The following is a 25,047-nucleotide window of genomic DNA, read 5'->3' on the forward strand; positions in this document are numbered from 1 at the left end:
GATCCCATGCGTGTCGTGGTGTCCGGTGGAGGCGGCTTCCTCGGATCGCATCTGTGCGAGGCGCTGCTCCGCAGAGGCGACAGCGTCCGCTGCCTGGACAACTTCACCTCCAGCAGCTCGGCCAACGTCGCCCCTCTCCTGCGCGAGCCCGGCTTCGAGTGCATCCCCTGCGATGTCACGGTCCCGTTCAGGGTCTCCGGGAGCGTCGACGCCGTCGTCCATCTCGCCAGTCCCGCTTCGCCGTTCGACTACTGCCGTCTGCCGCTGGAGACGCTGGCCGCCGGCAGCCGGGGCACGGAGAACATGCTGCGGCTGGCGGTCCGCCACCGGGCCCGTTTCGTCCTGGCGTCCACCAGCGAGGTCTACGGCGATCCCCGGGTGCATCCCCAGGACGAGGACTACTGGGGGAACGTCAATCCCATCGGACCCCGCAGCGTCTACGACGAGGCCAAGCGTTTCGCCGAGGCCCTCACCATGGCGTACCGGCGCAGCCAGGGCACCGATGCCGGGATCGTCCGGATCTTCAACACGTACGGCCCCCGCATGCGCGCGCACGACGGCCGCGTGGTCTCCACCTTCATCCGGCAGGCCCTCCGGGGGGAAGCACTGACCCTCTTCGGGGACGGCGGCCAGACCCGGAGTTTCTGCTACGTCGACGACATGGTCCGCGGCCTGGTGGCGATGATCGACACGGATCAGCCGGGTCCCTTCAACCTCGGCAATCCGGGGGAGCGGACCGTGCGGGAACTCGCCGAGCTGGTGCTGCTGATCACCGGATCGGGCAGCGGTCTGCGCTTCCTTCCGCTGCCCGTCGACGACCCGGTCCGTCGACGCCCTGTCATCACCCGCGCGCGTGAAGAGCTCGACTGGCACCCGCGCGTGCCGCTGGAAGCAGGGCTGCGGCACACCGTCGACTGGTTCGCGTCGCAGCCGGACACCCTCGCACGGCCGCGGGAGCGATCCCCAGTGGGGCCGCCCTCATGAATCCTTGATCGCGTTGTCAGTGCAGCCTGCCACCATGCGGTCATGCTTCACGACGATTCTCCGCCCGCTCCAGAGGGGCGCCCGACGGGCCTCGCAGCCCGGCTGATGCGTGCGCTGACCGACCCGGAGGTCCGGATCGAGATCCCGTACGACGACCTGCCGCGCCTCTCAGACGAGGAACTCGGCACCCTGCTGGCCGAGGCCCAGGCCGTCCGCACCTCGGCGCCGCACGAGGCGAGGATGCTCGCCCTCGCGCTCGAAGGCGCGGCCAGGGACCGGCGGCCGCGCTACACGCCCGAGGCGTGCCGCCGGATGATCGAGGCGCTCACCGCGCGGAGCGAGGACCATGACCGGGTGGACCTGACGCCGGGCGTGCGGGCGCTGGAGCACCGCACGGGTCCGCTCACCGAGGTGGCCGGGGCGTTGCGCACCCTGGTCGCCTCCCTCCTGGCGAAGGACTCCGTACGGCAGTTGTACGCGCTGATCACGATCGCCGGACTCGGGGACGAGGCACTGCTGCCCGAGGTGGTGGAGCGCCTGTCCCGGGACCTGGGCCCCATCCTCGCGGACGAGATCGCGGTCGTCGCCGGCCTTCCCCGGGCCGAACGGACGCAGCTGTCCGAGACGTTCCGCGAACACCGGCACATCTCCCCGAACTCCCCCGCGGACGTGTGGTACCGGTCCGCGGAGAACCCGGCCTACGCCGCCTTCGCCCGCCGCGCGCTGGAGGCGGCGGCGGAGCGGGCGGAGGCGATCCGGGCGGGGGAGATCCCCTACCGCGCGGACAAGGCGTTCACGGACCGGGAGATCACCACACTCGGACAGGCCGCGCGGGTCGCCCTGCGACGGGACGAGCCCTGGCTGCCGGACCTGTTCGACCGGCTGCTGCCCGGCATCTCCGTCGCCCCGACGGCCGCCAGGACCCTGCCCTCGCAGGGACTCCTGTACGAACTGGTCCGCGCCGCCCAGGACTTCCCCACCCCCGAGCTGGTCACCGCGATACGCGCGGTGCGCGGGACCGTCCGGCACGCCGGGGTGCCCAAGCAGCTCGACAAGATGCTCAAGAAGGTCGACGCGGCCCTCGCCGAGCGGACCGACGTGGCGCTGCGGCTGCCGACCCTGGGCTTCGACGCCGACGGCGTCCTGCGCAGGGAGCTGGACGGCGGCTACGCGGCCGTCGTCACGGTCGCCGAAACCGCCACGCTCGTCTGGGAGAAGGACGGCCGTCCGCTGCGCGGAGTCCCCGCGCCCGTCCGCCGCGACCACGCCGGCCCGGTCAAGGAGCTGCGTGACCTGGTGAAGCGGGTGAACACCCAACTCCTCACCCTGACAAGGGTGTTGGAGGGCGGCTTCACCGTCGACGCCGTCCATCCCTACGGCTGGTGGCGCACCGGGCTCGCCGGGCACCCGCTCGCCCGCACCCTGGTACGCCGGCTGATCTGGGAGGTCGAGGTCGCGCCCGGCACCTGGCGGGCCGTACTGCCGGAGACCGACGAGCTGCCCGAGGCGCCCGAGGATGCCTCCGTGCGGCTGTGGCACCCGATCCGTTCGCGGCCGGACGCCGTGCGGGCCTGGCGGGACCTGCTCGTGGAAGGCCGGATCCGGCAGCCGTTCAAGCAGGCGTTCCGGGAGATCTACCTCCTCACGCCGGCCGAGGAGGAGACCCGCGTCCACTCCAACCGCTTCGCCGCGCACCTCGTGCACTACCGCCGGATGTTCGCCCTGTTCCGGGCCCGGGGCTGGGCGAGCGACCTGCTCGGTCCCTGGGACGCCGGCGAACAGGACGCGGCGGAACGGACCCTCGGGGCGGGGCGGTGGCGGGTCCGCTTCTTCCACGCGCTGGCGGACCGGGACGGCGAGGGTGCGCTGGCCACGACCGACCAGGTGCGCTTCGCCCGGCTGGTCGACGGCGACTGGCGGGAGGCGCCGCTCACCGAGGTGCCGCCGCTGGTCTTCAGCGAGGCGATGCGTGACGTGGACCTCTTCGTCGGCGTCACCTCGATCGCCGCCGACCCCCACTGGACCGACGGGGGCCCCACACGCGCCTACTGGGAGCGGGCGGGCTTCGCCGAACTGCCCGAGAGCGCCCAGGCGCGCCGTGACGTCCTCGAACGGATCCTGCCGCGTCTGAAGATCGCCGACCGGTGCGCGCTGGACGGCCGCTTCCTGGTCGTGCGGGGCACCCTGCGCACCTACAGGATCCATCTGGGGTCGGCGAACATCCTGATGGAGCCCGACGGCTCCTATCTGTGCATCGTCGCGGCGCGGGGGAAGGGCGAGGGCAAGGTGTTCCTGCCGTTCGAGGACGAGCGGTTGTCGCTGATCCTCAGCAAGGCGTTCCTCCTCGCCGACGACACGGGGATCACCGACAGGTCCATCCTCAGCCAGATCACCCGAGGTTCCTGAGACGGCGCCATGCCGGACCGACGACGGCATGGCGGGCGTGACGACGACGGCATGGCGGGCGCATTGCAAGGTCGTGAAGCGGTGCGGGGGAGCCTTGACCGGCCTCCGGGCGGATGCCCAAGCTCATGAACATCCCCCCAGCCCCGCGAAGGGATCCACCATGACCACCACCGCGCCCGCCCCCACCACCGCCCTCACCGTGGAGCGCATCGGCGGCCGTATCGGCGCCGTCATCTCCGGCGCCCGCCTCGGCGGCGACCTGGACGCGGCCACCGTGGCCGCGATCCGCGCCGCGGTCCTGGAGCACAAGGTCGTCTTCTTCCGCGACCAGCACCACCTCGACGCCGACGGCCACGAGGCGTTCGCCCGGCTGCTCGGCGAACCGGTCGCCCATCCGACCGTGCCGTCCGTCGACGGCAAGTACGCCTTCGCCGTCGACAACGACCACGGCGGCCGGGCCAACCAGTGGCACAGCGACGTCACCTTCGTGCCCGCCTTCCCGGCCTTCTCCGTGCTGCGCGCCGAGGTCGTCCCGCCCTACGGCGGCAACACCCTGTGGGCCAACACGGCCGCCGCCTACGCCCATCTGCCCGCACCGCTGAAGACCCTGGCCGAGAGCCTGCGCGGGGTGCACACCAACGACTACGACTACGCGGCCTCGCGCCCGGACGCCCCGTCCGAGGAACTGCGGCAGCACCGGCAGATCTTCACCTCCACCACGTTCCGCACCGAGCACCCGGTGGTGCGCGTGCACCCCGAGACCGGCGAACGGGTCCTGCTGCTCGGCAGCTTCCTCCAGCGGCTCAGCGGGCTGCGCAGCGGCGACTCCCGCGCGATCGCCGGCGTCCTCCAGTCGCATGTCGAACGGCCGGAGAACACCGTGCGCTGGCAGTGGCGCGTCGGCGACGTCGCCCTGTGGGACAACCGCGCCACCCAGCACTACGGCGTCGACGACTCCGACGACCACCGGCGCGTCCTGCGCCGCGTCACCGTCGACGGCGACGTCCCGGTCGGCGTGGACGGCCGCCGCTCCACGCTCCTGGCACCGACCTCGGTGCCGGAACCCTCGTACGGGATCGCCTCCGGCGCCTCCACCGACGGCGGGCTCGCCGAGGCCTGAGTCACTCCAGGCCGATGCGCGCGCCCGGCCCCAGGGGCAGGTCGAAGCCGTAGAAGATGCCCAGGATCGCCAGCCAGACCAGCAGGAAGGGCACGGTGAAGATGGCCAGGCGGGCGATCAGCGTGCCCAGCCGGGCGTCGGGTTCATAGCGGCGCGGCAGGGCCAGCAGCAGGAACACGTACGGGTTCATCGGGGTGATGATGCCGGTGGCCGAGTCGCCGATGCGGAAGGCGGCCTGGCTGAGGGCCGGGCTCATGCCGAGCAGCATGAACGCCGGCACGAAGACCGGGCCGACCAGCGACCACAGCGCCGACCCGGAGACGATGAACAGGTTCAGACAGGCCGCCAGGAGGACGAACGCGACCAGCGCCCAGAAGCCGGTGAGGCCGATGGAGTCGAGCCCGGCCGCCGCCTTCACGGCGAGCAGGACTCCCACGTCGGACCAGTTGAACAGGGCGATGACCTGCGCCGCGACGAACATCAGGACGATGTAGCCCGCCATGTTCCGCACGGAGTCGGTCATCGCCGCGACCACGCCCTCCGCGCCCGTCAGCGCCTTCACCGTGAAGCCGTAGGTGAGCCCGGCGAGCAGGAACACCCCGAACAGCACCGGGACGACGCCGGTCAGGAGCGGCGAGGGGATCAACGCCCCGCCCTCGCCGCGCAGCGGGGCACCCTCGGGCAGCCACAGGCACAGGACCGCGGCCACGTACGACACGACGACCAGGCCGGTGAGCAGCAGTCCCCGGCGCTGCACCCGGGTGAGCGTGAGGTCCTGTTCCTCGGGCTCGTCCGGACCGGGCTCGTAGGTGCCCAGGCGCGGTTCGAGCACCCGGCCGATGAGGAAGCCGCCCAGCAGACCGAGCACCAGGCTGCTGGACGCGGTGAAGAAGTAGTTGACCAGCAGGTTCAGGTCGAGGCCCCGGGCGGCCGGCAGGACCGAGGCCGCCTGCTGCGTGATCCCGATGTAGAGGGCGTCCAGCGAACCGATCGTGAACCCGGCCGCGTAGCCCGCGCCGACACACGCGAACCCGCCGATGAGACCGGCCACGGGATGACGCCCCGCGCTCTTGAAGACCACGGCCGCCAGCGGAGGCAGCACGATCAACGCCACATCGCTGATCATGTGGGCCTGACAGGCGATCAGCGCCACCAGGTACGGCAGCAGCGCCCGGGGCGCACGGGCCAGGGTGGCCCGCATGACGGTCTCCAGGAGCCCGGCCCGCTCCGCGACCCCCACCGCCATGACCATCAGCAGCACGGCCGCGATGGGCGGGAAGGTCGCGAAGTTGGTGACGAGGTTCTCCGTCAGCCAGCGCACCCCCTCGCCGGTGAACAGCCCGGTCACGGCCTTGGTGTCGCCGGTGCCGGGCACGGTGACGGTCGTCCCGGTCAGCGCGAGCACGGTGGAGACGACCGCCAGGAGCAGGAACAGCGCGCTGAACAGCACGATCGGATGGGGCAGCGCGTTGCCCGCCCGCTCGACGACCCCGAGCACCCGGTCGACACCGGTGGGCCGCCGCTCCCGCGGGGACTCACTGCCCGGAGCGGGCAGGCCGGTGAGTGAGGTCATCAGCGCCGCCCTCCCGGCAGCAGGCGCCTTCCCGGCAGCAGGAGGTCCTTGCGTACGACGCCGTCCTGGACGACGCAGACGATGTTCGCGGGATCGCCGAGGACGCCGATGTCGGCCAGCGGATCGCCCTCGCAGACGACCAGGTCGCCGGTACGGCCGGCCGTGAGCGTGCCCAACCGGTCGGCGACGCCCAGGAGTTCGGCCGAGGTCCGGGTACCGGCGACGATCGCGGCCATGGGGTCCATGCCCAGGTCCACCAGATAGCTGAGCTCCATCAGGTTCACGCCGTGCGGGCCGACGGCGGCGTCCGTGCCGAGCGCGATGCGGGCGCCGTACTCGATGGCCCGCGCGATGTTCTCCTTCGTCGTCCCCGACCAGCGGATCTTCTTCTGGTAGTGGTAGTCGGCCATCGTCTCCTTGTCGATGCCCGCGTACACGGTGGACAGCGTGGGGACGACGAACACGCCCCGCTCGGCGGCCAGGTCCAACGCCCGCTCGTCCAGGCCGTATCCGTGCTCGATGCTGGTGACACCGCCGCGGATCGCGTTGAGGATGCCCGCGTTGCCCTGGGCGTGGGCGGCGACGGGCCTGCCCCCGTGCCGGCGGGCCTCGTCGACGACGGCCCGGATCTCCTCCTCCAACAGGCCCTCGTCGTCGGGATCGTCGTAGGGACTGCCCATCCCGCCCGTGGCGCAGACCTTCACCAGGTCGGCGCCGTCGCGCAGCACCCGGCGCACCGCGAGCCGGGCCGCGTCCGTGGAGTCGGCGATCTCCGACATCCCGGCGCTGAGGTCTGTGCCGTCGGGCAGGCGGACGTCGGCGTGGCCCCCGGTGTGGCTGATGATCCGTACGGCGGTGTGCAGGCGCGGCCCCACCACCCGGCCCGACTCCACGGCCGTACGGAAGCCCGCCGACAGGCCGCCCAGGTCGCGGGCGGTGGTGATGCCCGCGTCGAGGGTCTGCCGCAGCCGCGTCGCGGTGTCCAGGGTGACCAGCACCGGGTCCAGCTCGGCGCGGCGGCCGGGCGGCGAGCCGTGCGCGTAGGCGAGGTGGACGTGGCAGTCGAAGAACCCGGGCAGCACCGTGCGGCCGCCGGCGTCCACGACCCGGACCGGGGCGTCGGCCTCGCCGGCCGGGGGCGCGGCCGGCGCGGGTCCGGCGTAAGTGATGGTGCCCTGGGCATCGATCGTGACGACGGCATCGTCCACGGGGGACGAGCCGGTGCCGTCGATCAGCCGGGCGTGCTGGATCCGCAGGGCGGTGCGGGCGGCCTCGGGCGTCGTGGCGTCGGGCGTGGCGTCGGTCATGGGTCGTGGCACTCCTCGCTGTCGGCTACAGGCGATGGGAGTGTGGGATGGGCAGGAGAATTCGGTTCGAGGGTGCAGCTTTCGCGCCCGATTCCCCCGACGCGCGCAGGGAAGTGCCGCCCCGGGGGACGCAGGATCGTGCCGCCGCACCCGCCGGCGGGACGGCCGCCGTGGAACTCGACGAGCTCGACCGCGCCGTCGTACACGCCCTCCAGATCCACCCCCGGGCCCCGTGGACGCTGGTCGGTGACGTGCTCGGCGTCAACCCGGTCACCGCGGCCCGCCGTTGGCACCGGCTCCAGGCTGCGGGCTTGGCCTGGGTGACCGCCTACCCGCGGCTGGACAACACGCGGATCGTGGTGACCGGTGTGGTCGAGGTGGACGCCGCGCCGGGCCGCGCCGAGGAGGTGGCGCTGACGTTCGCCGCGCACCCGTCGGTGCCGAACGTCAAGCTCACCGCGGGCGGCCGGGACCTGGTGGCCGCCGTCCAGGCCCGCAGCCTGGACGAACTCGCCCGACTGACCACGGAGATGTTCCGGCGGACCCCCGGCGTGCGGGCGACCCGCACCCACGTGTCCACGGGGATCCCCACCGAGGGCAGCCGCTGGCGGCTGCGCAGCCTGGACGCGGCCCAGAGCGCGCGGGTCGAGGCGGCCCTCCCGCCGGCCGGCGGCTCGCCCGGCCCGGCCGCCGAGGTCCGCTGGGACGAGCTGGACGCGCGACTGCTGGAACTGCTGAGCACCGACGGGCGGATGTCGCTGCGCGACCTGTCGGACCGCACCGACACCAGCCTCACCACGGTCCGCCGCCGGACCCGGTCACTGCTCGCCCACCGGCTGAGCCTGCGCTGCGATCTGGCCCGGCCGTTGTCGGGGTGGCCGCTGTCCGCCGTGTACTTCGCCTCCGTGCCGGGCCGGTTCGTCGCGGAGACCAGCCGGGCACTGGCCGGTGTCCGGGAGGTGCGCTCCTGCGCGATCACGGCCGGGCCGCACAACCTGGTGATCGACGTCTGGCTGCGGCACCTGCACGACGTGCACGCCTTCGAGGCCCATCTGTCGCGGAAACTGCCCCGGCTCACCGTCGCCGACCGCTCGGTGGTGCTGCGCACGGTCAAACACATGGGGCGGCTGCTGGACCACGACGGCCGCTGTGTCTCGGTCCTGCCGCTCCGGCTCCTACGGGAGGGACTCGAACGCCGTACCGCCACGCCCGCCTGTATAACCGGACCATGATCTACCACGCCGTGCCGCTCGCCGACTGGAGCGCCGACCCGGACCGCCCCTACGCCCCCGCCTCCCTCGGCGAGGAGGGCTTCGTGCACTGTTCCCCCGACGAGGCGACGACCCTGGCCGTGGTGAACGCCTTCTACCGCGACGCGCCGAGGCCGCTGCTCGCGCTGGTCCTCGACGAGACCCGGCTCGGCGCGCGCACGGAATGGGAGGCGCCGGTGCCCGTACCGCCGCCCGGTGTCGCGGACGGCACCCTGTTCCCCCATGTGTTCGGGCCCCTCGACCGGGACGCCGTCGTCCGGGTCATGGAGGTCCGGTGGGACGAGGACGGCCGGGCCACCGGCCTGGCGCGGGCGCGCTGACCGGATCCGTCGTCCCCGTGGCGGGACGGCTCAGACCGAGCAGCCCACATGGGCCAGCGCCTGCTTGAGCAGGACGCCGTGGCCGCCCGGCATCTCGCTCTGCACCGCGGGGGACAGTGCGTCCTGCGGGCTGAACCAGACCAGGTCCAGGGCGTCCTGCCGGGGGCGGCAGTCGCCGGCGACCGGCACCACGTAGGCGAGCGAGACCGCGTGCTGACGCGGGTCGTGGAACGGCGTGACGCCCTGCGTCGGGAAGTACTCGGCCACCGTGAAGGGCTGGAGGGAGGCCGGCACACGGGGCAGCGCGACCGGGCCGAGGTCCTTCTCCAGGTGGCGCAGGAGGGCGTCGCGGACCCGCTCGTGGTGCAGCACCCGACCGGACACCAGGCTCCGGCTGACCGTGCCGTCCGGACCGATGCGGAGCAGCAGTCCGATGCTGGTGACTTCGCCGCTGTCGTCGACGCGCACGGGCACGGCCTCGACGTACAGGATCGGCATGCGGGCGCGCGCCATCTCGAGCTCGTCGGAGCTGAGCCAACCGGGCGTGGTTTCGGTCATGTCAGACATTGCTTGATCATACTTTCAGGTGGTGGCGGAAAAGCGGTAGACCTGGCGGGCATTGTCCGCACCGGCCCACGTGGCGATGCGCAGGGCGTCGGGCAGGCTCAGCTCGTCGGCGTCCACCCGCTCCTGGAGCAGCCCGGCCAGCCCTTCCCGGAAGGCCAGCGCGCCCAGGTGGTAGAACTCCGCCACACCGTAGGCGTCGGAGCTGTACAGCAGTTTGCGGAACGGCGTGATCTCCAACACCTCCGCCAGGACCGCCCGCGCCCGGGCGGGGCCGACGTAGTGCAGGGTGAGCCCCACGTCGACGTACACCTGTTCGAAGACGGTCGCCAGATAGGCGGCCTGCCGCTGATACGGCCAGCAGTGCAGCAACAGCACCGGGATCGTCCCGGCGGTCAGATGCAGCCAGTCCGTCAGGAGCGTGGGGTCCACGCGGTGCATCCGGATGTCGGCGTCGCCGAACCCCGTGTGCAGCTGGAGGGGCAGTCCCAGGTCCACGGCGGTCCACAGCAGATGCCGTACGAGCACCGGGTCGGCCAGCCTGCCGCCGGTCGCGAGCCAGTGCCCGGCCGCCGCGGTGACCTCGGAGCCGGAGGGGCGTGCCGGGTCCAGGGCGAAGCCGGTGCGGTAGGCGGCGACCGACTTCACCGCCACCACCCCCGGTCGCCGCACGGCCCGCTGCGCGGCCGCCCGGAACCGCTCGCCGTACTCGCCCGGCTCGACGCCCTCGGCCGCCACCGCCTCCGCCACGTTCTCCAGCCGTACGACCTCGAAGGCGCCGGCGTCGGCCACCGCGGCCAGTTCCCGTGGCGCGGTGAGGCGCTCCGTGGCGTATCCGGTGTCCACGCAGAACACGTCGGTGCCCGCGGCCGCCAGGAACCGGCGGTTGACCTCGTGCGCGCCGAGCGCGGCCCGGCGGGCGAGGTACTCCTCGGCGGGCGCGTGCCGGGGCAGGTCCAGCAGCGGGGCGCAGTGGCGGCGGACGGCGACGCCGACCGGGCTGTCGAAGGGGGAGACCCCCGGCCAGTCCTCGCCCTCGGTGAGCAGCGAGCGGAAGGCCGGGCCGTCCAGGTCGGCCGTCACGACCCCGTGGCAGTGGTGGTCCACCAGACGCAGGGCGGCGAGCGTGTCGTGGACGGGACCCGCGCCCATGTCAGTACTTCCAGCGGTACGCCGCCGCCACCTGGTCGTCGTCCAGCCCGGTCACGGCCGCGATCTCCCCGAGGCGCACGGCGGTCACCGCGTCGGCGAGGACCGGGCCCAGCGCGGCGCGCAGCACGGTGTCCCCGCGGAACTCCTCGACGGCCTCGCCCAGCGAGGCGGGCAGCCGCCGCACACCCCGGGCCGCCGCCTCCTCGGCGTCCAGCCGGGCCGGGTCGCCGGTGATCTCCTCGGGCAGGGGCACCAGGGAGGTCAGACCGTCAAGGCCGGCGGCGATCGCGCAGGCAAGCGCGAGATACGGGTTGGCGGCCAGGTCGACCGGCTTGACCTCCAGGTTCGCGGCCTGGTCGCGGACGCCCGCGGTGCCGGTGACCACCCGCACCGCGGCCTCGCGGGTCTCCCGGCCCCAGGCGGTGAACACCCCGGCCCACTGGGACGGCCTGAGCCGCAGATAGCTCGCCGGACTGGGGGCCGTGACGGCCGTGAGCGCCGGGAGGCGGGCCAGGATGCCGGCCGCGAAGGACTCGGCCTCGGCCGTCATGCCGTAGCGGCCCGTGCTGCCGGAGTGCAGGTTGACGCCGTCGCGCCAGGCGGAGAGGTGGAGGTGGCCGCCGTTGCCGACGCCCCGGCCGACGACCGCCGGGGCGAAGGAGACGGCGAGGCCGTGGCGGGCGGACACCGCGCGGACGGTCTGCCGCACCAGCACGCTCCGGTCGGCCGCCGCCACCGGATCCAGGGCACCGACCGAGATCTCGAACTGCCCCGCCGCGTACTCCGGATGCAGCTGCTCGACCTCCACGCCCTGCGCGGCGAGCGCGGCCAGCAGATCGGCCGTGCAGTCGCTCAGCTCGACCTGCCGGGCGGCGCTGTACGCCGGGCCGGTCGTCGCGGGCACGAAGTCACCGCCGGGCGGGCCCTGTCCCACGGACCACTCGATCTCGATGCCCGCCCGGAAGGCGAGGCCGTGCCGCTCGGCCGCCTCGGCGACGATCCGGCGCAGCACGGTACGGCCGCACCCCGGATGCGGCTCGCCCTCCTGTGTGATCCGGTCGACCGGCGCCCACGCCCAGCCCGGCTGGCCCACCAGGGCCACCAGCCGGTCCAGATCGGGGTAGAGCCGCAGATCGCCGTCGGGTGAGCCGAGCACGTCCGTCGTCACGATCGAGTCGTCGGCGAGGAAGGTGTCGAACACCGGGGACATGCCGACGCCCCAGGCCGCCGCCGAGGCGAGCCGCGCCGTCGGGACGGTCTTCACGCGGGTGACGCCCGCGGTGTCGACGTAGGCGAGGACGACGCCGTGCACGCCCCGCCCGGTCAGCTCACCGGCCAGCGCGGCGGCCCGTTCGACATCTCCCGGGCGCCCGCCGGGGACGGGGTCGGCAAGCGTGCTCATACGTCCTCCTCCGTCCTCCCGGGTCCTCCATGACTGGCGGCGGGTGCCGGGCCCGCCCGCGTCAGGGTTTGACGGCCACCGCGCCGAACTGCGGCACCGGGGTGGGGGAGCCGGACTCGGCACGCCACTGCGAACACGACACCAGGCCCGGTTCCAGCAGCGTCAGCCCGTCGAAGAAGGAGGCGATGTCCTCGCGGCTGCGGGCGGTGATCGGCGGGGTGGCGTTCTCGTTCCAGAACTTCATCGCCGGGATCTGGCCCTCGCCGCCGAGATCGGAGTCGAACGTGGGGTGGGTCAGGGCGAGATGGCTGCCGGCGGGCATCGCCGCCATCACCCGGCGGGCGATGTCCCGGGCCTTGTCCACGTCGAGGACGAAGTTGAGGATGCCCAGCATCATCACGGCGACCGGCTGGTCGAAGTCCAGGGTGCGCGCGGCGCGTTCGAGGATGGCGTCCGGGTCGTGGACGTCGGCGTCGATGTAGTCGGTGACACCGGCGGGGGTGCTGGTGAGCAGGGTGCGGGCGTGCACCAGCACGATCGGGTCGTTGTCGACGTAGACGATCCGCGACTCGGGGGCGATCCGCTGGGCGATCTCGTGGGTGTTGTCCACCGTCGGCAGGCCCGTGCCGATGTCCAGGAACTGCCGGATGCCCCGCTCCTCGGCGAGGAACCGCACCGCCCGGCCCAGGAACCAGCGGTCGGCGCGGGCGATCTCCCGGATGATCGGGAACATGCCGGCCACGTGCTCGCCGACCTGCTGGTCGACCTCGTAGTTGTCCTTGCCGCCGATCCAGTAGTTCCAGACGCGCGCGTTGTGCGCCACCCCCGTGTTCAGCCTCGCCGATGTGCTCGCCGGGGTGTCGCTCTCGCTCACGTCCTCGCTCCTTCTTCCATACGGCCTTTCGCCGCCATTGTGCCGTCCGATGATCAGCTTGTCCCGGAAACGGCGACAGCTTGTTCCGGGAAACGGCGGCGGCGAGGGGTGTCCGGCGCGCCCCGCCACTCGAACGCGCCGCCCGGCATGCCCGCCCCCGCGCCGGCGACGACACTGACCGGGCACGGTTCCCGGCCCCGAGGAGCGCCCATGCCGCCCGGATTTCTCACCAGGGCGATCGCGGCGCTGCTCGGCCGCGAGGGCCGGTCCCTGCATCTGCGGGCGGCCGGCGGGGCGACGTTCGTCCTGCTGGTGGTGATGCTCACCGGTTCGTGGGCCGTGGTCGCGGCCGAACAGGGCGCGCGGGGCGCCAACCTGACGACGTACCCGAGGGCCCTGTGGTGGTCGGTCGAGACCGCCACGACGGTCGGCTACGGCGACTTCTTCCCCGTGACCCCCTGGGGCCGGGTCGTCGGCACGGTGGTCATGGTCGTCGGCATCACCACGTACGGCATCGTCACCGCCGCCCTGGCCACCTGGTTCGTCGGCCGCGAGCAGCGGCGGCGCCGCCATGTCGCCCACGACGCCCACGTGTTGGGCGAGGAGACCGCCCGTGTCCTGCGCGAACGGTTCGACCGGCTGGAGCGGTTGGTGGCCGGGGAGGAGGCAGGGAGGGGGAGCGCCCCTGATCCGGGCCTCTTACCCGTTACCGACCAGTACCCCGCTGTATGACACAGGTGAACTCTGAGGTACGGTCTCCACCGATCCGCAACCACTCTCAGGCTCTGGGCCGCTACGGGCGGTGTCGAAGGGGGCGGCAACACACCATGGAATTCCACCTGGTCGACGAAGGGGAGTCGGCGCCGGGCGACGACGCGCCGCTGGAGGCGCTGGCTCCGGAACCCCTGCTGACCCGGGACTACGAGACGCGGCCCGCGCTCGTCTACGAGCGCCTGCGCCAGCGCCACGGTCCGGTCGCGCCGGTCGACCTGCTCGGCGTGCCCGCGTGGCTCGTGCTGGGCTACAAGGAGTCCCTCCAGGTGCTCCAGGACGACGCCGCCTGGCCCAAGGGCCTGGAGAACTGGCGGGCCCGCACCGAGGGCCGGGTGCCCGTGGACTGGCCGCTCGGCCCCTCCCTGGAGGTCAACCACATCCTGATCCAGGGCGGCCCCGGCTACCCCGCGCTGCGCGGCGCCTGGGACACCGCCCTGCGGCCGTTCCAGGACCCGCGCCACCCCCAGGCCAAGCGGCTGAAGTCGGCCGTCACGGTCTACGCCGACGAGCTGATCACCCTGCTCGCGCAGGGCGGCCGTACGGGCATGGCCGACCTGTCGGCGCAGTTCTCCCGCCCGCTGCCGCTGATGGCGGCGAGCCATCTGCTGGGCTTCCCCGGCTCGCAGGGCGACGACGCCCTGATGGACATGTGGCGGGTGCTGGACGCGGGCCCCGACGCCGAACCCGCCCTTGAACGGCTCCTGGAGACGCTCATGCGGCTGGCCGCCGCCAAGCGGGAGCGGCCCGGCGACGACTTCCCCTCCCACCTGCTGGCCGCCCACCCGGACCTGTCGGTGGACGCGCTGGCCCGGGAACTGTTCATGCTGCTCGGCATGACCTCCGACCACGTCGGCATCCTCATCTCCAACACGGTGGTCGAGGTGATCTCCGGGGAGAGCGAGGGCGGGGTGCGGGCCGCGCTGTCCGCCGGGATGGTCCGGGAGACCATGAACCGGGTGGTGATGCGCAAGCCGCCGCTGGTGAACTTCGTACCGAGGTTCGCGGCCCGGGACACCCGGCTCGGGAACTACACCCTCCGGGCCGGCGACCCGGTGTGGGTCTCCTCCGCCGCCGCGCACGCCGATCCGCTCTTCGCCGGGCAGATGGCACCGGGCTCCACCCTCAGCAGCAGGGCGCACCTGTCGTGGGGCGCCGGGCCGCGTCAGTGTCCCGCCCGCGAGCTGGCGTCCGTGACGATCGCGGCGGCCGGCGTGGGCCGTCTCTTCGAACGGTTCGGGCATCTGGAACTCGCCCTCCCGGTCGACCAACTGCCCTGGCGCTCCTCGCCGTTCATGCGCGGCCTGCGGTCGCTGCCGGTGCGCTACGAGCTGGCCTCGGCGACCGTGCCGCCGCTGCCGGTGCCCGCGGCGGCCGCGGCGGCCGCAACGGCGGTGGCCGACCCGGCCGAGAAGCGGCGGTCGTCGCTGTGGCGGTATCTGACCGGACTCATCCGGCCCGGCGGCTGACGGCCGGTCACGGAGCGGGCCGCACCTGCCCGTTCTGCCAGGCCCAGGCCGCGATCTCCACGCGGTTCCGGGCCGCCAGCTTGAGCTGGACGCTGGACAGGTGCGTCTTGACCGTGGAGAGGGAGACATACAGCTCGGCGGCGATCTCGGCGTTGGTACGGCCCTGGGCGACCAGCCGGACCACGTCGAGCTCGCGGTCGGTCAGCGGCTCGGTGACCGGCGCGGTCCGGGCCGGGACGGCCGGCGGCGGTGTCCTCGTCTGCGTGACGTGCTTGAGCAGCCGGACGGTGACCGAGGGGGACACCAGCGAGTCACCGGCCGCGGCGGCCCGGACCGCCTCCGCGAGCAGGGTCGGCCCGGAGTCCTTGAGCAGGAACCCGCAGGCGCCGCCGCGCAGCGCCCCGTACACGTACTCGTCGAGGTCGAAGGTGGTGACCACGACCACCCGCATCGGGTCGGCGACCTCGGGGCCCGCCAGCAGCCGGGTGGCCTCCAGGCCGTCCAGCTTCGGCATCCGGATGTCCAGCAGGCACACGTCCGGCCGGACCCGGCGGGCCAGCGCCAACGCCTCCTCGCCGTCGGCGGCCTCGGCGACGACCGTGATGTCGGGCTGCGCGTCCAGGAAGAAGCGGAAGCCGGTGCGGACCATGTCCTGGTCGTCCGCGATCAGGACGCGGATGGGGGCGCCGGGCGAGGTCGCCGGGGTGGGGCTCGTCATGGCTCGATCATGCCTCAGACCCTCCGGGGAGCCACGGGTGGACGGCTCGCCGGTGCCCGGTCGGCGGGCCGTCCGAGCGGCGGCGCAGCGCGGACCGCCTGTCGGGTCCAGCACCTTCGGTGGGGGGCCCGCCGGGCGCGGCAGGCCGTAGGTCCGCCGCCGGTCGAGGAGGCCGGCCGCCGCGGTGAGTGCGGCGGAGGGGGGTCGCGACGACGAAGCCGGGGCCGGGGCACGGGACGAAGCCCGGCGTCGGGGGCACGGGCCGACGAGGTTGCTCGCCCCGTCGGCCTCAAGGTCGTCGCCGGAGCCGCGCCCCTGCCCAGGGCAGCGGTGGTACCCCTGCCGCGGGTGCGGTCCTCGGCGACGGTGGCGGCCGGGGGCCGTGACACGGCCTGGGTGACACGTCGATCGGGTCGCTGTTCAATGGGGCTGCACAGGTCGGTCCGGGAGAGCGGGATTTCCGGGCCGGGAGAGGAGTCGCCCCGTGTCCCCTGCCGCCGTGCCGCCGGTCGGTGCGCGGATCCGCCGGGCCCGGCTCGCGCGAGGGCTCGGGCTGCGCGCGCTCGCCCGCGAGGTCGGGGTCTCCGCGAGCCTCGTGTCGCAGATCGAGACCGGCAAGAGCCAGCCGTCGGTGAGCACCCTGTACGCCATCACGACCGTGCTCGGCATCTCCGTCGAGTCGCTCTTCGACGCCGGGGAGGGCGAGGCCGCCCCCGTGGTCGCGGCGCCGGGCCCCGTCCCGCAGGCCCTCGCCGCGTTCGCCGCCGACCCCGGGCGCCGCATCGGCCCGCTGGTCGGGCGGGCCGAGCGGGAGACGCTGGAGCTGGACTCGGGTGTCGTGTGGGAGCGTCTCGGCCATGTTCCGGGCACCGATGTCGACTTCCTGCTCGTGACCTACCGGCCCGGCGGCGCATCCTCCACCTCCGGCCATCTGATGCGGCACCCGGGCACCGAGTACGGCTATCTGACCTCGGGCGAACTCGTCCTGACCCTCGGCTTCGAGGAGCACACGCTGCGCCCGGGGGACGCGGTCTGCTTCGAGTCGACCACCCCGCACCGCTACCGCAACGACGGCACCGAACCGGCCGTCGGGATCTGGTACGTGGTGGGCCGGAGTGTTCAGTAGCACTTGACACCTCTCCCGCCCGGTCGTTCACTCGGAGGTGGGGGTGGTCGTCATGGCGATCCGTACCTACGGCCCCAATGCCGTCGACTGGGAAGAGCGCGTCGACCTGGACCGGCTGCGCCGCCAGCGCCTGGCCCGGCTGCACGACACACTGAACCGCTCAGAGCTCGGCGCGGTGCTGAGCTTCGACTTCGCCAACATCCGCTACATGACCGCCACGCACATCGGCACCTGGGCGATGGACAAGCTGATCCGCTTCGCCCTGCTGGTGCGCGGCGGCGAACCGGTCGTCTGGGACTTCGGCTCCGCGGCCCGCCACCACCAGCTGTACAACCCCTGGCTCGACTACGGCGACGGCAAGGACGGCCCGCCCACCGGAGCCCGCGCCGGCATCTCCACCCTCCGCGGTGCCTTCCACCCCGACGCCGGCATCGCCGAGGACGTGGCCCGCAAGATCGCCGGCGAACTCCGCGAACACGGCCTGGCGGACGAGCCGTTGGGCATCGACGTGGCCGAGATGCCGGTCCTCGCGGCCCTGCGCGCCGAGGGCATCGACGTCGTGGACGGCCAGCAGGTCTTCCTGGAGGCCCGCCGGGTCAAGACCGGCGACGAGATCTCCCTGCTCACCCAGGCCTGCGCGATGGTCGACGCCGCCTACGAGGAGCTGTACGGCTATCTGCGGCCAGGCGTGCGCGAGAACGAGTGCGTCGGACTCGTCAGCAAGGTGCTGTACGACCTCGGCAGCGAGTACGTCGAAGGCGTCAACGCCATCTCCGGCGAACGCTGTTCACCCCACCCGCACGTCTACAGCGACCGCCTGATCCGCCCCGGCGACCCCGCCTTCTTCGACATCCTGCACAGTCACCTGGGCTACCGCACCTGCTACTACCGCACCTTCGCCGTCGGCAGCGCCTCCCGCGCGCAACGGGACGCCTACGTGCGTTGCCGCGAATACATGGACCAGGCAATCGCCCTCGTCCGCCCCGGCGCCACCACCGCTGACATCGTCCAAGTGTGGCCGCGCGCCGAGGAGTTCGGCTTCGCCGACGAGACCGCCGCCTTCGCCCTCCAGTACGGCCACGGCGTCGGCCTGTCGATCTGGGAGAAGCCCATCTTCAGCCGGCTCGTCTCGTTGGACCATCCCGAAGTCCTCGAAGAGGGCATGGTGTTCGCCCTGGAGACCTACTGGCCCGCCGCCGACGGCTGGTCCGCCGCCCGGATCGAGGAGGAGCTGGTCGTCACCGCCGACGGCTGCGAGGTCATCACCAAGTTCCCGGCCGAGGACCTGCTGGTGGCGGGCCGCAAGTACTGGACCGTGGGCGGCGAGCTGAACACCGCGCGCGAGGCCCAGTCCCACCTGAACACGGGGAACGCCGATGGACAGCGGTGAACTCCTCGCCCGGTACGAGCAGATGGCCGTCATCCGCCGTACCGAGAAGGCCGCCCACGACCTGTTCCTCCAGGGCCTGGTCAAGGGCACCACCCATCTCGCCGCCGGACACGAGGCGATCGCCGTCGGCGCGAGCGCCGCCCTGCGCGACGACGACTACGTCTTCGCCACCTACCGGGGCCACCACCACGCGCTGGCCCGGGGCGCCACCCCCGAGGAGTGCCTCGCCGAACTCATGAGCCGGGCCACCGGGTTGTGCGGGGCCAAGGGCGGCTCCATGCACCTGACCAAGGCGTCCACCGGCATGCTCGGCTCCTACGCCATCGTCGGCGCCCACCTGCCGATGGCCGTCGGCGCCGCCTGGTCGGCCCGGCTGCGCGGCAGCGGCCAGATCGCGGTCGCCTTCTTCGGCGACGGCGCGACCAACATCGGAGCCTTCCACGAGGCGCTCAACCTGGCCGCCGTGTGGAAGCTGCCGGTGCTGTTCGTGTGCGAGAACAACCTGTACATGGAGTACACGCCCATCGCGGACGTCACCGCGGTGGACCGTCCCGCCGCCGACCGGGCCCCCGCGTACGGCATCCCAGGCGAGGTCGTCGACGGCAACGACGTCGTCGCCGTACAGGAGGCGGTGGCCGCCCTCGCACGGCGGGCCCGGGCCGGAGACGGGCCCGCCGTGCTGGAGGCCGCGACCTACCGGCACTTCGGGCACAGCCGGACCGACCCCGCCACCTACCGGCCGGCCGAGGAGGTCGAACGCTGGCTCAAGCACGACCCGTTGGACCTCGCCCGCGGCCGGCTGACCGAGCTGGGCGTGCCCGAGGAGACGGTCACCGCGGCCGACGAGCGGGCGCGGGACGTCGTGGAGCGGGCGGTCGAGGCGGCGAAGGGCGCACCGCCGCCCGATCCTCGCGAGGCGCTGACCGACGTATGGGCCGACGGGAGTGCGGCATGGCGGACGTGATCACGTACCGGGAGGCGGTCGCCGAGGGCCTCGCGCGGGAGATGCGCCGGGACGCGTCCGTGGTGTGCCTCGGGGAGGACATCGGCGAGGCCGGCGGGGTGTTCAAGACGACCGCCGGACTGCTGAAGGAGTTCGGACCGGAGCGGGTGTGGGACACGCCGATCTCCGAACAGGCCATCGTGGGCGCGGCGATGGGCGCCGCGATGACCGGGATGCGGCCGGTCGCCGAGATCATGTTCTCGGATTTTCTGGCCTGTTGCTGGGACTACCTCGCCAACGAGATACCCAAGGTGCGGTACATGACGGGCGGTCAGGTCACCGTGCCCCTCGTCGTGCGCACCGCCAACGGCGGCGGGCTCGGTTTCGGCGCCCAGCACTCGCAGGCCACCGAGAACTGGGCCCTCACCGTCCCCGGCCTGAAGATCGCGGCACCGGCGACCCCGGCCGACGTGATCGGCATGATGGCGGCGGCGATCCGCAGCGACGACCCGGTGGTGTTCTTCGAGCACAAGGGGCTGCTGGCCTCGAAAGGCGCGCCCGCGCCGCCGGAGCACGTGGTCGAGCTGGGGCGCGCGGCCGTCGTGCGCGAGGGCGCCGACGTGACGCTGGTGGCCCTGGCCTCGATGGTGCCGGTGGCGCTGAAGGCCGCCGCGCTCCTCGCCGAGGAGGGCGTCGGGGCGGAGGTCGTCGACCTGCGCTGCCTGGTGCCGCTGGACATGAGCACCGTGCTGGCCTCGCTCGGCCGGACCTCGCGGCTGGTGACCGTGGAGGAGAACCCGTACCAGGGCGGCTGGGGCGCGACCGTCGTGTCGGTCGTCGCCGACGAGGGTTTCGGACTGCTGGACGCACCGGTACGGCGGGTGGCGGGGGAGTGCGTGCCGCTGCCGTTCGCCGACGCGCTGGAGGAGGAGGTCATTCCCACCGTCGACAAGGTCGTGGCGGCGGTCCGGAGCCTCGCCGCGTACTGAACACCCCTGGGAGGTAGAACGATGACCCGTCGGATACTCCTGCGCGCCGGTCATGTGCTGTCGATGGACCCCGCCGTCGGGGACCTCCCCCAAGGGGACGTCCTCATCGAGGACGGCACGATCGCGGCGGTGGACCGGGAGATCAGCGCCGACGCCGAAGTGCTCGACATGACCGGCCGGATCGTCGTCCCGGGCTTCGTCGACACCCACCGGCACACCTGGGAGGCACCCCTGCGCAACGTCGCCCCCGACGCCACCCTGGACGACTACTTCGTCGACATCCTCGACACCTTCGCCCCGCTCTACACCCCGGAGGACGTGTACGCGGGCAACCTCTCCGGCGCGCTGGAGTGCCTGAACGCGGGCATCACCACGCTGGTCGACTGGTCGCACATCAACAACACGCCCGCGCATCCGGACGCCGCGATCCAGGCGCTCACGGAGAGCGGCATCCGCGCCCAGTACGCGTACGGCAGCGCCAACACCTCCCTCGCCGACTACTGGTTCGACAGCGGGATCGCGATCCCGGGCGAGGACGTACGGCGCGTCCGCGACACCTACTTCGCCTCCGACGGCAACCTGCTGACCATGGCCCTCGCCACCCGCGGCCCCGGCTTCTGCACCGACGAGGTCGTCACCGCCGAATGGGCCCTGGCCCGCGACCTGGACATCCCGATCACCGTGCACGTGGCGATGGGCCGGCTGGCCGGCCGCTTCGGCATGGTCAAGCAGTTGCACGACCTCGGTCTGCTCGGCCCGGACACCACCTACATCCACTGCTGCTACCTCCACGAGGACGAGTGGCGGATGCTCGCCGACAGCGGCGGTACGGTGTCGATCGCGCCGCAGGTCGAACAGCAGATGGGGCACGGCTGGCCGCCCGTGATGAAGGCCCTCGAGTACGGACTGCGCCCCTCGCTCAGCATCGACGTCGTCACCACCGTGCCCGGCGACATGTTCACCCAGATCCGCGCCGCCTTCGGCGCCGAACGCGCCCGCGTCAACGCCGACTGCTGGAAGGCCAATCTGCCCGTCCCCGAGACGATGTTGACGGCACGTCAGATGCTGGAGATCGCCACGCTCAACGGCGCCCACGTCGCGGGCCTGGAGGACCGCACCGGCTCCCTGACCCCCGGCAAGCGCGCCGACGTCGTCGCGATCGACGCCACCGCGCTCAACATCGCCCCGGTGCACGACGCGGCGGCCGCGGTGACGCTGAGCGCCGATGTCTCCAACGTCGACACGGTCATCGTCGACGGCGTGATCCGCAAGCGCGACGGGAGGCTCACGGCCGACGTCGACCGGGCGCGCCGGCTGGTGGTGGAGTCCCGCGACCGGCTGCTGGCGGCGAAGGAGGCGAAGGGCGCCGTATGACCCGACATCTGGTGCGCCGCGCGGCCGACGCCCCCGACCTTCCCCACGCCCCCCACGGCCACCGGCGCCGGACGCTGGTCGGCGAGGAGGACGGCAGCGTGCACACCGGCTTCGGCCTGTGCGAACTGCGGCCCGACGGCACGGTGGCGGCCCATGTGCACTCCTACGAGGAGAGCTTCCACATCCTCGACGGGACCGTGGTCCTCGATGTGCCGGAGGGGTCGTACCTCCTCGAAGAGGGGGACTACGGCCTGCTGCCGACCGGTGTCCCGCACGCCTGGCGGGGCGCCGGGGACACCGTCGCGCGCTGGGCCGACATGCTCGCCCCGGTCCCGCGGGCACGCTACGGCCACGACACCCAGGCGGTGCCCGCGCTGCCCGCGCGCGAGCCCGTCCGGCTCGACGTCCGCGATCCGCGCACCCGGTCCTTCGGCCACTTCGAGCCCGCGCAGATGGATCCGGGCAAGCAGTCCCAGGACTTGCTCGCGGTGTCGGCGAGCATGCGGACCGCGCTGCTGGTCTACAGCGGCATCACGGTGAAGATGATGGTCGACGGCGATCTGGGCGCGGTCGCCTCGACGATGTTCATGGTGCAGTACGCCCCCGACGGCGTCGCGGGCAGCCACGACCACCCCTTCGAGGAGACCTATCTGTTCCTCGAAGGGGAGGCGGACGCCGTGTTCGACGGCGTGCGGTACCGGCTCGGTCCGGGCGACTGCGCCTGGGCGGGCGCCGGTTGTGTGCACGGATTCGCCAACGCCGGTACCGGACCGCTGCGTTGGCTGGAGACCCAGGCACCGCAGCCGCCGGTGCGCCACTCCTACCGGTTCACCCGGGACTGGGAGTACCTGCGTGAGGCACTGAGGGAGACGTGATGAGCAGTGTGGTGGTGATCGGCGGGACCTCGGGCATCGGCCGGGAGTTCGCCCGGTGGCGGGCGGAGCGCGGCGACACGGTGGTGATCACCGGGCGCGACGCGCACCGCACCGACACCGTCGCCAAGGAGATCGGCGCGAGCGGCCTCGCCCTCGACCTCGCCCGGCCCCGGGAGATCGCCGCGGCACTGGCCGGTGTGGGACGCGTCGACCATCTGGTGATCGCGGGCGTCGCACGGGACGACAACCGGGTCACGGCCTACGACATCGACGCGGCCGTCCACCTGGTCACGCTCAAGCTCGTCGGGTACACCGAGGTCGTGCACGCGCTGCGCGAACGCCTGCACGACGACAGCGGGATCGTGCTCTTCGGCGGGCAGGCCAAGGAGCGCCCCTATCCCGGCGCGACGACGGTGGCGACCGTCAACGCGGGAATCACCGGGCTGGTCCACACCCTCGCCGTGGAACTCGCCCCCGTCCGGGTCAACGCCGTCCATCCCGGCGTCGTGGGCGACAGCCCCTACTGGCGGGACAAACCCGAGGAGGTCCGGGCCGGCCTGCGCGCCAGGACCCCCACGGGACGGCTCGCCACGATGGCGCAGGTGGTGGACGCCGTCGACTTCCTGCTGCGCAACGGCGCGGTCAACGCGGTGGATCTGAGCGTGGACGGGGGGTGGCTGCTGGGGTGAGGTGAGGGCAGGGGAGATCAGCGCTTGACGCCGACCCCGCCGTACAGCGAGACCAGGCCGTCCTCCTCCTGCTCGGGACGCCACCGGGACAGGGACACGATGCCCGGGTCCAGCACATCAAGTCCCTTGAAGAGACGGGCCACTTCGTCGTGCGAGCGGGCCACCAGCGTCACCCCGCTCGCCCGGTACGCCGCGATGCCCGCCTGCACCCGCTCGGGATCGAAGTCCGCCGTCATCGCCGACAGCACCAGGCAACTGCCCGGCGCCAGCGCGCCGACCAGCGTGTCCACGAGGTCGTGCGCCCCGTCGTCGTCGGCGATGAAGTGCAGCAGCGCGATCAGTGACAGAGCCACGGGCCGGTCGAAGTCCAGGACGGCGGCGGCCCCTTCGAGGATCCGCTCGGGCTCGCGGGCGTCGGCCTGGAGGTAGTGGGTCGCCCCTTCCGGGGTGCCGTACAGCAGGGCGCCCGCGTGCGCCAGGACGATCGGGTCGTTGTCGACGTACACGACCCGCGCCTCGGGGGCGACGGACTGGGCGATCTGGTGCAGGTTGGGTTCGGTGGGGATGCCGGAGCCGATGTCGAGGAACTGGCGGATGCCCGTCTCCCGCAGGACGACCCGGGTGGCGCGTTCCATGAACCGGCGGTTGGCGCGCGCCTGGCCCCGTGCGTCCCCCTGGGACAGGATCCGCCGGCCGAGTTCCTCGTCCACGGGGTAGTTGTCCTTGCCGCCGAGGAACCAGTCGTAGACCCGGGCCGGATGCGGTCTGCTCGTGTCGATCCGTCGGTCGGCCGACTCGGTCCCGGTCACGCGAGGCTCCTCTGCTCGACAGAATGGTGCTCGACAGAATGTGCGAGCAGTCTGTCACGGTCACCCGGCGCGTCGGAGACAGTCTTCGGCCACCTCCTCGTCGATCGCCGCCCGCACCAACGCGGCGGCCAGGGAGGCCGGTTGGGCATCGCCGCCTGCCCTGGCGAGGGAGACCAGCCGGTCGGGATCCTTCGGCAGGCCGAGCCGCTCCGCGCCCGACAGCGTCCTGCGGTCCAGGTAGGGCGCCACTTCCGGCCACACGCCCTGGACCTCGCGCAGGAAGATGTCGGCGCCGGAGGGCCCGATGCCCGGGAACTCCTGGAGCAGGCGCCGGAGTTCGGAGGCCTCACCGTCGGCCTCCGCGCGCAGCCGACGCAGGTCCCCGCCCCGCCGCTCGGTCAACAGTCGTGCCCCGTCACCGAGTTGGGTGGCCGTGCGCTCGTCGTAGCGCCGGTAGCCGCCCCGGCCCCGCGCGTCCACCCGCTCCTGCCGGTCGGCCTCGGGACAGCACGAGCAGCCGGTGCAGGGGCGCGCGCACGACGTGCCGCTGGTCGCTCACGGCTTCAGCGGATCGTGTCCGATGGTCATCAGCCGGTGGCGGCGGCTCGTCTCCTCGGCCTCGGGCTCGTTCTCCACGTCGGCCTCGGCGGTGACGGTGTCCACGACCTCGTACATGACTTCGATGTCGTCGTCGGTCAGGTCCGTGCGCCGCTTCTGGAGGAGCGCCAGGACGTGCTGCCCCGTCGGCTCGCCGGCGTGTTCCGGCAGCGGTTCCGTGAACTCGTCGGCGTCGCTCACCCGCAGCCAGGCGGCCAGTTCCTGCGAGGTCATGTTCACCACGCGGTGGAAGTCCTGCCACAGCGCGTCGAGTTCGAGGGCGTCGGTCATCGGATGCCCCTTCCGTACGTACGTGTTCCTGTG

The 25,047-nt window shown here is 72.8% G+C and carries 23 protein-coding genes and 1 pseudogene; 14 read left to right on the top strand and 10 right to left on the bottom strand.

Annotated elements, in window-relative coordinates; translation table 11 throughout:
* Nucleotides 1-6: 6 nt before the first annotated feature.
* The 3 genes from K4B79_RS34895 (at nt 7) to K4B79_RS34905 (ending at nt 4,510) form a co-directional block, all read left to right on the top strand.
* Complete coding sequence (locus tag K4B79_RS34895) at nt 7-984, top strand: UDP-glucuronic acid decarboxylase family protein (RefSeq protein WP_232031370.1); 978 nt, start codon at nt 7-9, stop codon at nt 982-984.
* 42 nt (nt 985-1,026) lie between these two features.
* Nucleotides 1,027-3,390, top strand: coding sequence for a DUF4132 domain-containing protein (locus tag K4B79_RS34900; RefSeq protein ID WP_232031371.1), 2,364 nt, complete (start codon nt 1,027-1,029; stop codon nt 3,388-3,390).
* Nucleotides 3,391-3,550: 160 nt separating this feature from the next.
* Nucleotides 3,551-4,510, top strand: a complete 960-nt coding sequence (locus tag K4B79_RS34905; RefSeq protein WP_232031372.1) for a TauD/TfdA dioxygenase family protein — start codon at nt 3,551-3,553, stop codon at nt 4,508-4,510.
* Nucleotide 4,511: 1 nt separating this feature from the next.
* Here the strand turns inward: K4B79_RS34905 and K4B79_RS34910 are convergent, their stop codons facing one another.
* Complete coding sequence (locus K4B79_RS34910; RefSeq protein ID WP_232031373.1) at nt 4,512-6,083, bottom strand: AbgT family transporter; 1,572 nt, start codon at nt 6,081-6,083, stop codon at nt 4,512-4,514.
* Nucleotides 6,083-7,390: a metal-dependent hydrolase family protein gene (locus tag K4B79_RS34915; RefSeq protein WP_232031374.1), complete on the bottom strand. Its 1,308-nt coding sequence runs from the start codon at nt 7,388-7,390 to the stop codon at nt 6,083-6,085. The genes K4B79_RS34910 and K4B79_RS34915 overlap by 1 nt, the downstream gene beginning before the upstream one ends.
* A gap of 170 nt (nt 7,391-7,560) precedes the next feature.
* Here K4B79_RS34915 and K4B79_RS34920 point away from each other — a divergent pair, with 170 nt between their 5' ends.
* Both K4B79_RS34920 and K4B79_RS34925 read left to right on the top strand, forming a co-directional pair.
* Complete coding sequence (locus tag K4B79_RS34920; RefSeq protein ID WP_232031375.1) at nt 7,561-8,622, top strand: Lrp/AsnC family transcriptional regulator; 1,062 nt, start codon at nt 7,561-7,563, stop codon at nt 8,620-8,622.
* Nucleotides 8,619-8,981, top strand: a complete 363-nt coding sequence (locus K4B79_RS34925) for a DUF952 domain-containing protein (protein WP_232031376.1) — start codon at nt 8,619-8,621, stop codon at nt 8,979-8,981. The genes K4B79_RS34920 and K4B79_RS34925 overlap by 4 nt, the downstream gene beginning before the upstream one ends.
* A gap of 30 nt (nt 8,982-9,011) precedes the next feature.
* Here K4B79_RS34925 and K4B79_RS34930 read toward each other — a convergent pair whose 3' ends face one another.
* The 4 genes from K4B79_RS34930 to K4B79_RS34945 all read right to left on the bottom strand — a co-directional run bounded on the left by K4B79_RS34930 (nt 9,012) and on the right by K4B79_RS34945 (nt 12,973).
* A complete protein-coding gene (locus tag K4B79_RS34930; protein WP_232031532.1) occupies nt 9,012-9,539 on the bottom strand; it encodes an NUDIX hydrolase family protein in 528 nt (175 codons plus the stop codon).
* A 24-nt stretch (nt 9,540-9,563) separates the two neighbouring features.
* Nucleotides 9,564-10,697: an amidohydrolase family protein gene (locus tag K4B79_RS34935; protein ID WP_232031377.1), complete on the bottom strand. Its 1,134-nt coding sequence runs from the start codon at nt 10,695-10,697 to the stop codon at nt 9,564-9,566.
* Between the two features lies 1 nt (nt 10,698).
* Nucleotides 10,699-12,099, bottom strand: coding sequence for a glutamine synthetase family protein (locus tag K4B79_RS34940; RefSeq protein WP_232031378.1), 1,401 nt, complete (start codon nt 12,097-12,099; stop codon nt 10,699-10,701).
* A gap of 61 nt (nt 12,100-12,160) precedes the next feature.
* Nucleotides 12,161-12,973 (bottom strand): SAM-dependent methyltransferase, encoded by an 813-nt coding sequence (locus K4B79_RS34945; RefSeq protein WP_232031379.1) that lies wholly within the window; start codon nt 12,971-12,973, stop codon nt 12,161-12,163.
* Between the two features lie 210 nt (nt 12,974-13,183).
* Here K4B79_RS34945 and K4B79_RS34950 point away from each other — a divergent pair, with 210 nt between their 5' ends.
* Nucleotides 13,184-13,705: a potassium channel family protein gene (locus K4B79_RS34950; protein ID WP_232031380.1), complete on the top strand. Its 522-nt coding sequence runs from the start codon at nt 13,184-13,186 to the stop codon at nt 13,703-13,705.
* Between the two features lie 95 nt (nt 13,706-13,800).
* Complete coding sequence (locus K4B79_RS34955) at nt 13,801-15,213, top strand: cytochrome P450 (protein WP_232031381.1); 1,413 nt, start codon at nt 13,801-13,803, stop codon at nt 15,211-15,213.
* A gap of 7 nt (nt 15,214-15,220) precedes the next feature.
* On the opposite strand, the gene K4B79_RS34960 is transcribed toward K4B79_RS34955, so the two are convergent.
* Complete coding sequence (locus K4B79_RS34960) at nt 15,221-15,931, bottom strand: response regulator (RefSeq protein WP_232031382.1); 711 nt, start codon at nt 15,929-15,931, stop codon at nt 15,221-15,223.
* Nucleotides 15,932-16,415: 484 nt separating this feature from the next.
* Between K4B79_RS34960 and K4B79_RS48390 the strand changes: the two genes are divergently transcribed.
* From K4B79_RS48390 to K4B79_RS34995, 7 genes are read left to right on the top strand one after another with little or no spacing between them, the layout of a single operon-like run.
* On the top strand, nt 16,416-17,057 hold the full coding sequence (locus K4B79_RS48390) for a cupin domain-containing protein (protein ID WP_232031383.1): 642 nt from the start codon (nt 16,416-16,418) through the stop codon (nt 17,055-17,057).
* Nucleotides 17,058-17,109: 52 nt separating this feature from the next.
* A complete protein-coding gene (locus K4B79_RS34970) occupies nt 17,110-18,447 on the top strand; it encodes a M24 family metallopeptidase (protein WP_232031384.1) in 1,338 nt (445 codons plus the stop codon).
* The gene (locus K4B79_RS34975) at nt 18,434-19,411 is read left to right on the top strand and encodes a thiamine pyrophosphate-dependent dehydrogenase E1 component subunit alpha (protein ID WP_232031385.1); all 978 of its coding nucleotides are present in this window, start codon (nt 18,434-18,436) and stop codon (nt 19,409-19,411) included. The genes K4B79_RS34970 and K4B79_RS34975 overlap by 14 nt, the downstream gene beginning before the upstream one ends.
* Entirely contained in the window at nt 19,399-20,379 is a 981-nt protein-coding gene (locus K4B79_RS34980; RefSeq protein ID WP_232031386.1) for an alpha-ketoacid dehydrogenase subunit beta, read from the top strand. Before K4B79_RS34975 ends, K4B79_RS34980 begins: the two co-directional genes overlap by 13 nt.
* A gap of 21 nt (nt 20,380-20,400) precedes the next feature.
* Nucleotides 20,401-21,753 carry an amidohydrolase family protein gene (locus tag K4B79_RS34985; protein WP_232031387.1) on the top strand — a complete coding sequence of 451 codons (1,353 nt, stop codon included), beginning with the start codon at nt 20,401-20,403 and terminating at the stop codon, nt 21,751-21,753.
* A complete protein-coding gene (locus tag K4B79_RS34990; protein WP_232031388.1) occupies nt 21,750-22,628 on the top strand; it encodes a cupin domain-containing protein in 879 nt (292 codons plus the stop codon). The genes K4B79_RS34985 and K4B79_RS34990 overlap by 4 nt, the downstream gene beginning before the upstream one ends.
* On the top strand, nt 22,628-23,317 hold the full coding sequence (locus K4B79_RS34995) for an SDR family oxidoreductase (RefSeq protein ID WP_232031389.1): 690 nt from the start codon (nt 22,628-22,630) through the stop codon (nt 23,315-23,317). Before K4B79_RS34990 ends, K4B79_RS34995 begins: the two co-directional genes overlap by 1 nt.
* 17 nt (nt 23,318-23,334) lie before the next feature.
* Here K4B79_RS34995 and K4B79_RS35000 read toward each other — a convergent pair whose 3' ends face one another.
* From K4B79_RS35000 to K4B79_RS35010, 3 genes and pseudogenes are all read right to left on the bottom strand, one after another.
* Complete coding sequence (locus K4B79_RS35000) at nt 23,335-24,126, bottom strand: SAM-dependent methyltransferase (protein ID WP_232031390.1); 792 nt, start codon at nt 24,124-24,126, stop codon at nt 23,335-23,337.
* Nucleotides 24,127-24,186: 60 nt separating this feature from the next.
* Nucleotides 24,187-24,627: pseudogene (locus K4B79_RS35005) on the bottom strand (endonuclease); the annotation flags it as partial.
* Between the two features lie 54 nt (nt 24,628-24,681).
* Nucleotides 24,682-25,014 (bottom strand): DUF3140 domain-containing protein, encoded by a 333-nt coding sequence (locus tag K4B79_RS35010; RefSeq protein WP_232031391.1) that lies wholly within the window; start codon nt 25,012-25,014, stop codon nt 24,682-24,684.
* Nucleotides 25,015-25,047 lie beyond the last annotated feature (33 nt).

The sequence above is a fragment of the Streptomyces lincolnensis genome, assembly GCF_021173675.1.
Classification (GTDB): domain Bacteria; phylum Actinomycetota; class Actinomycetes; order Streptomycetales; family Streptomycetaceae; genus Streptomyces; species Streptomyces lincolnensis_B.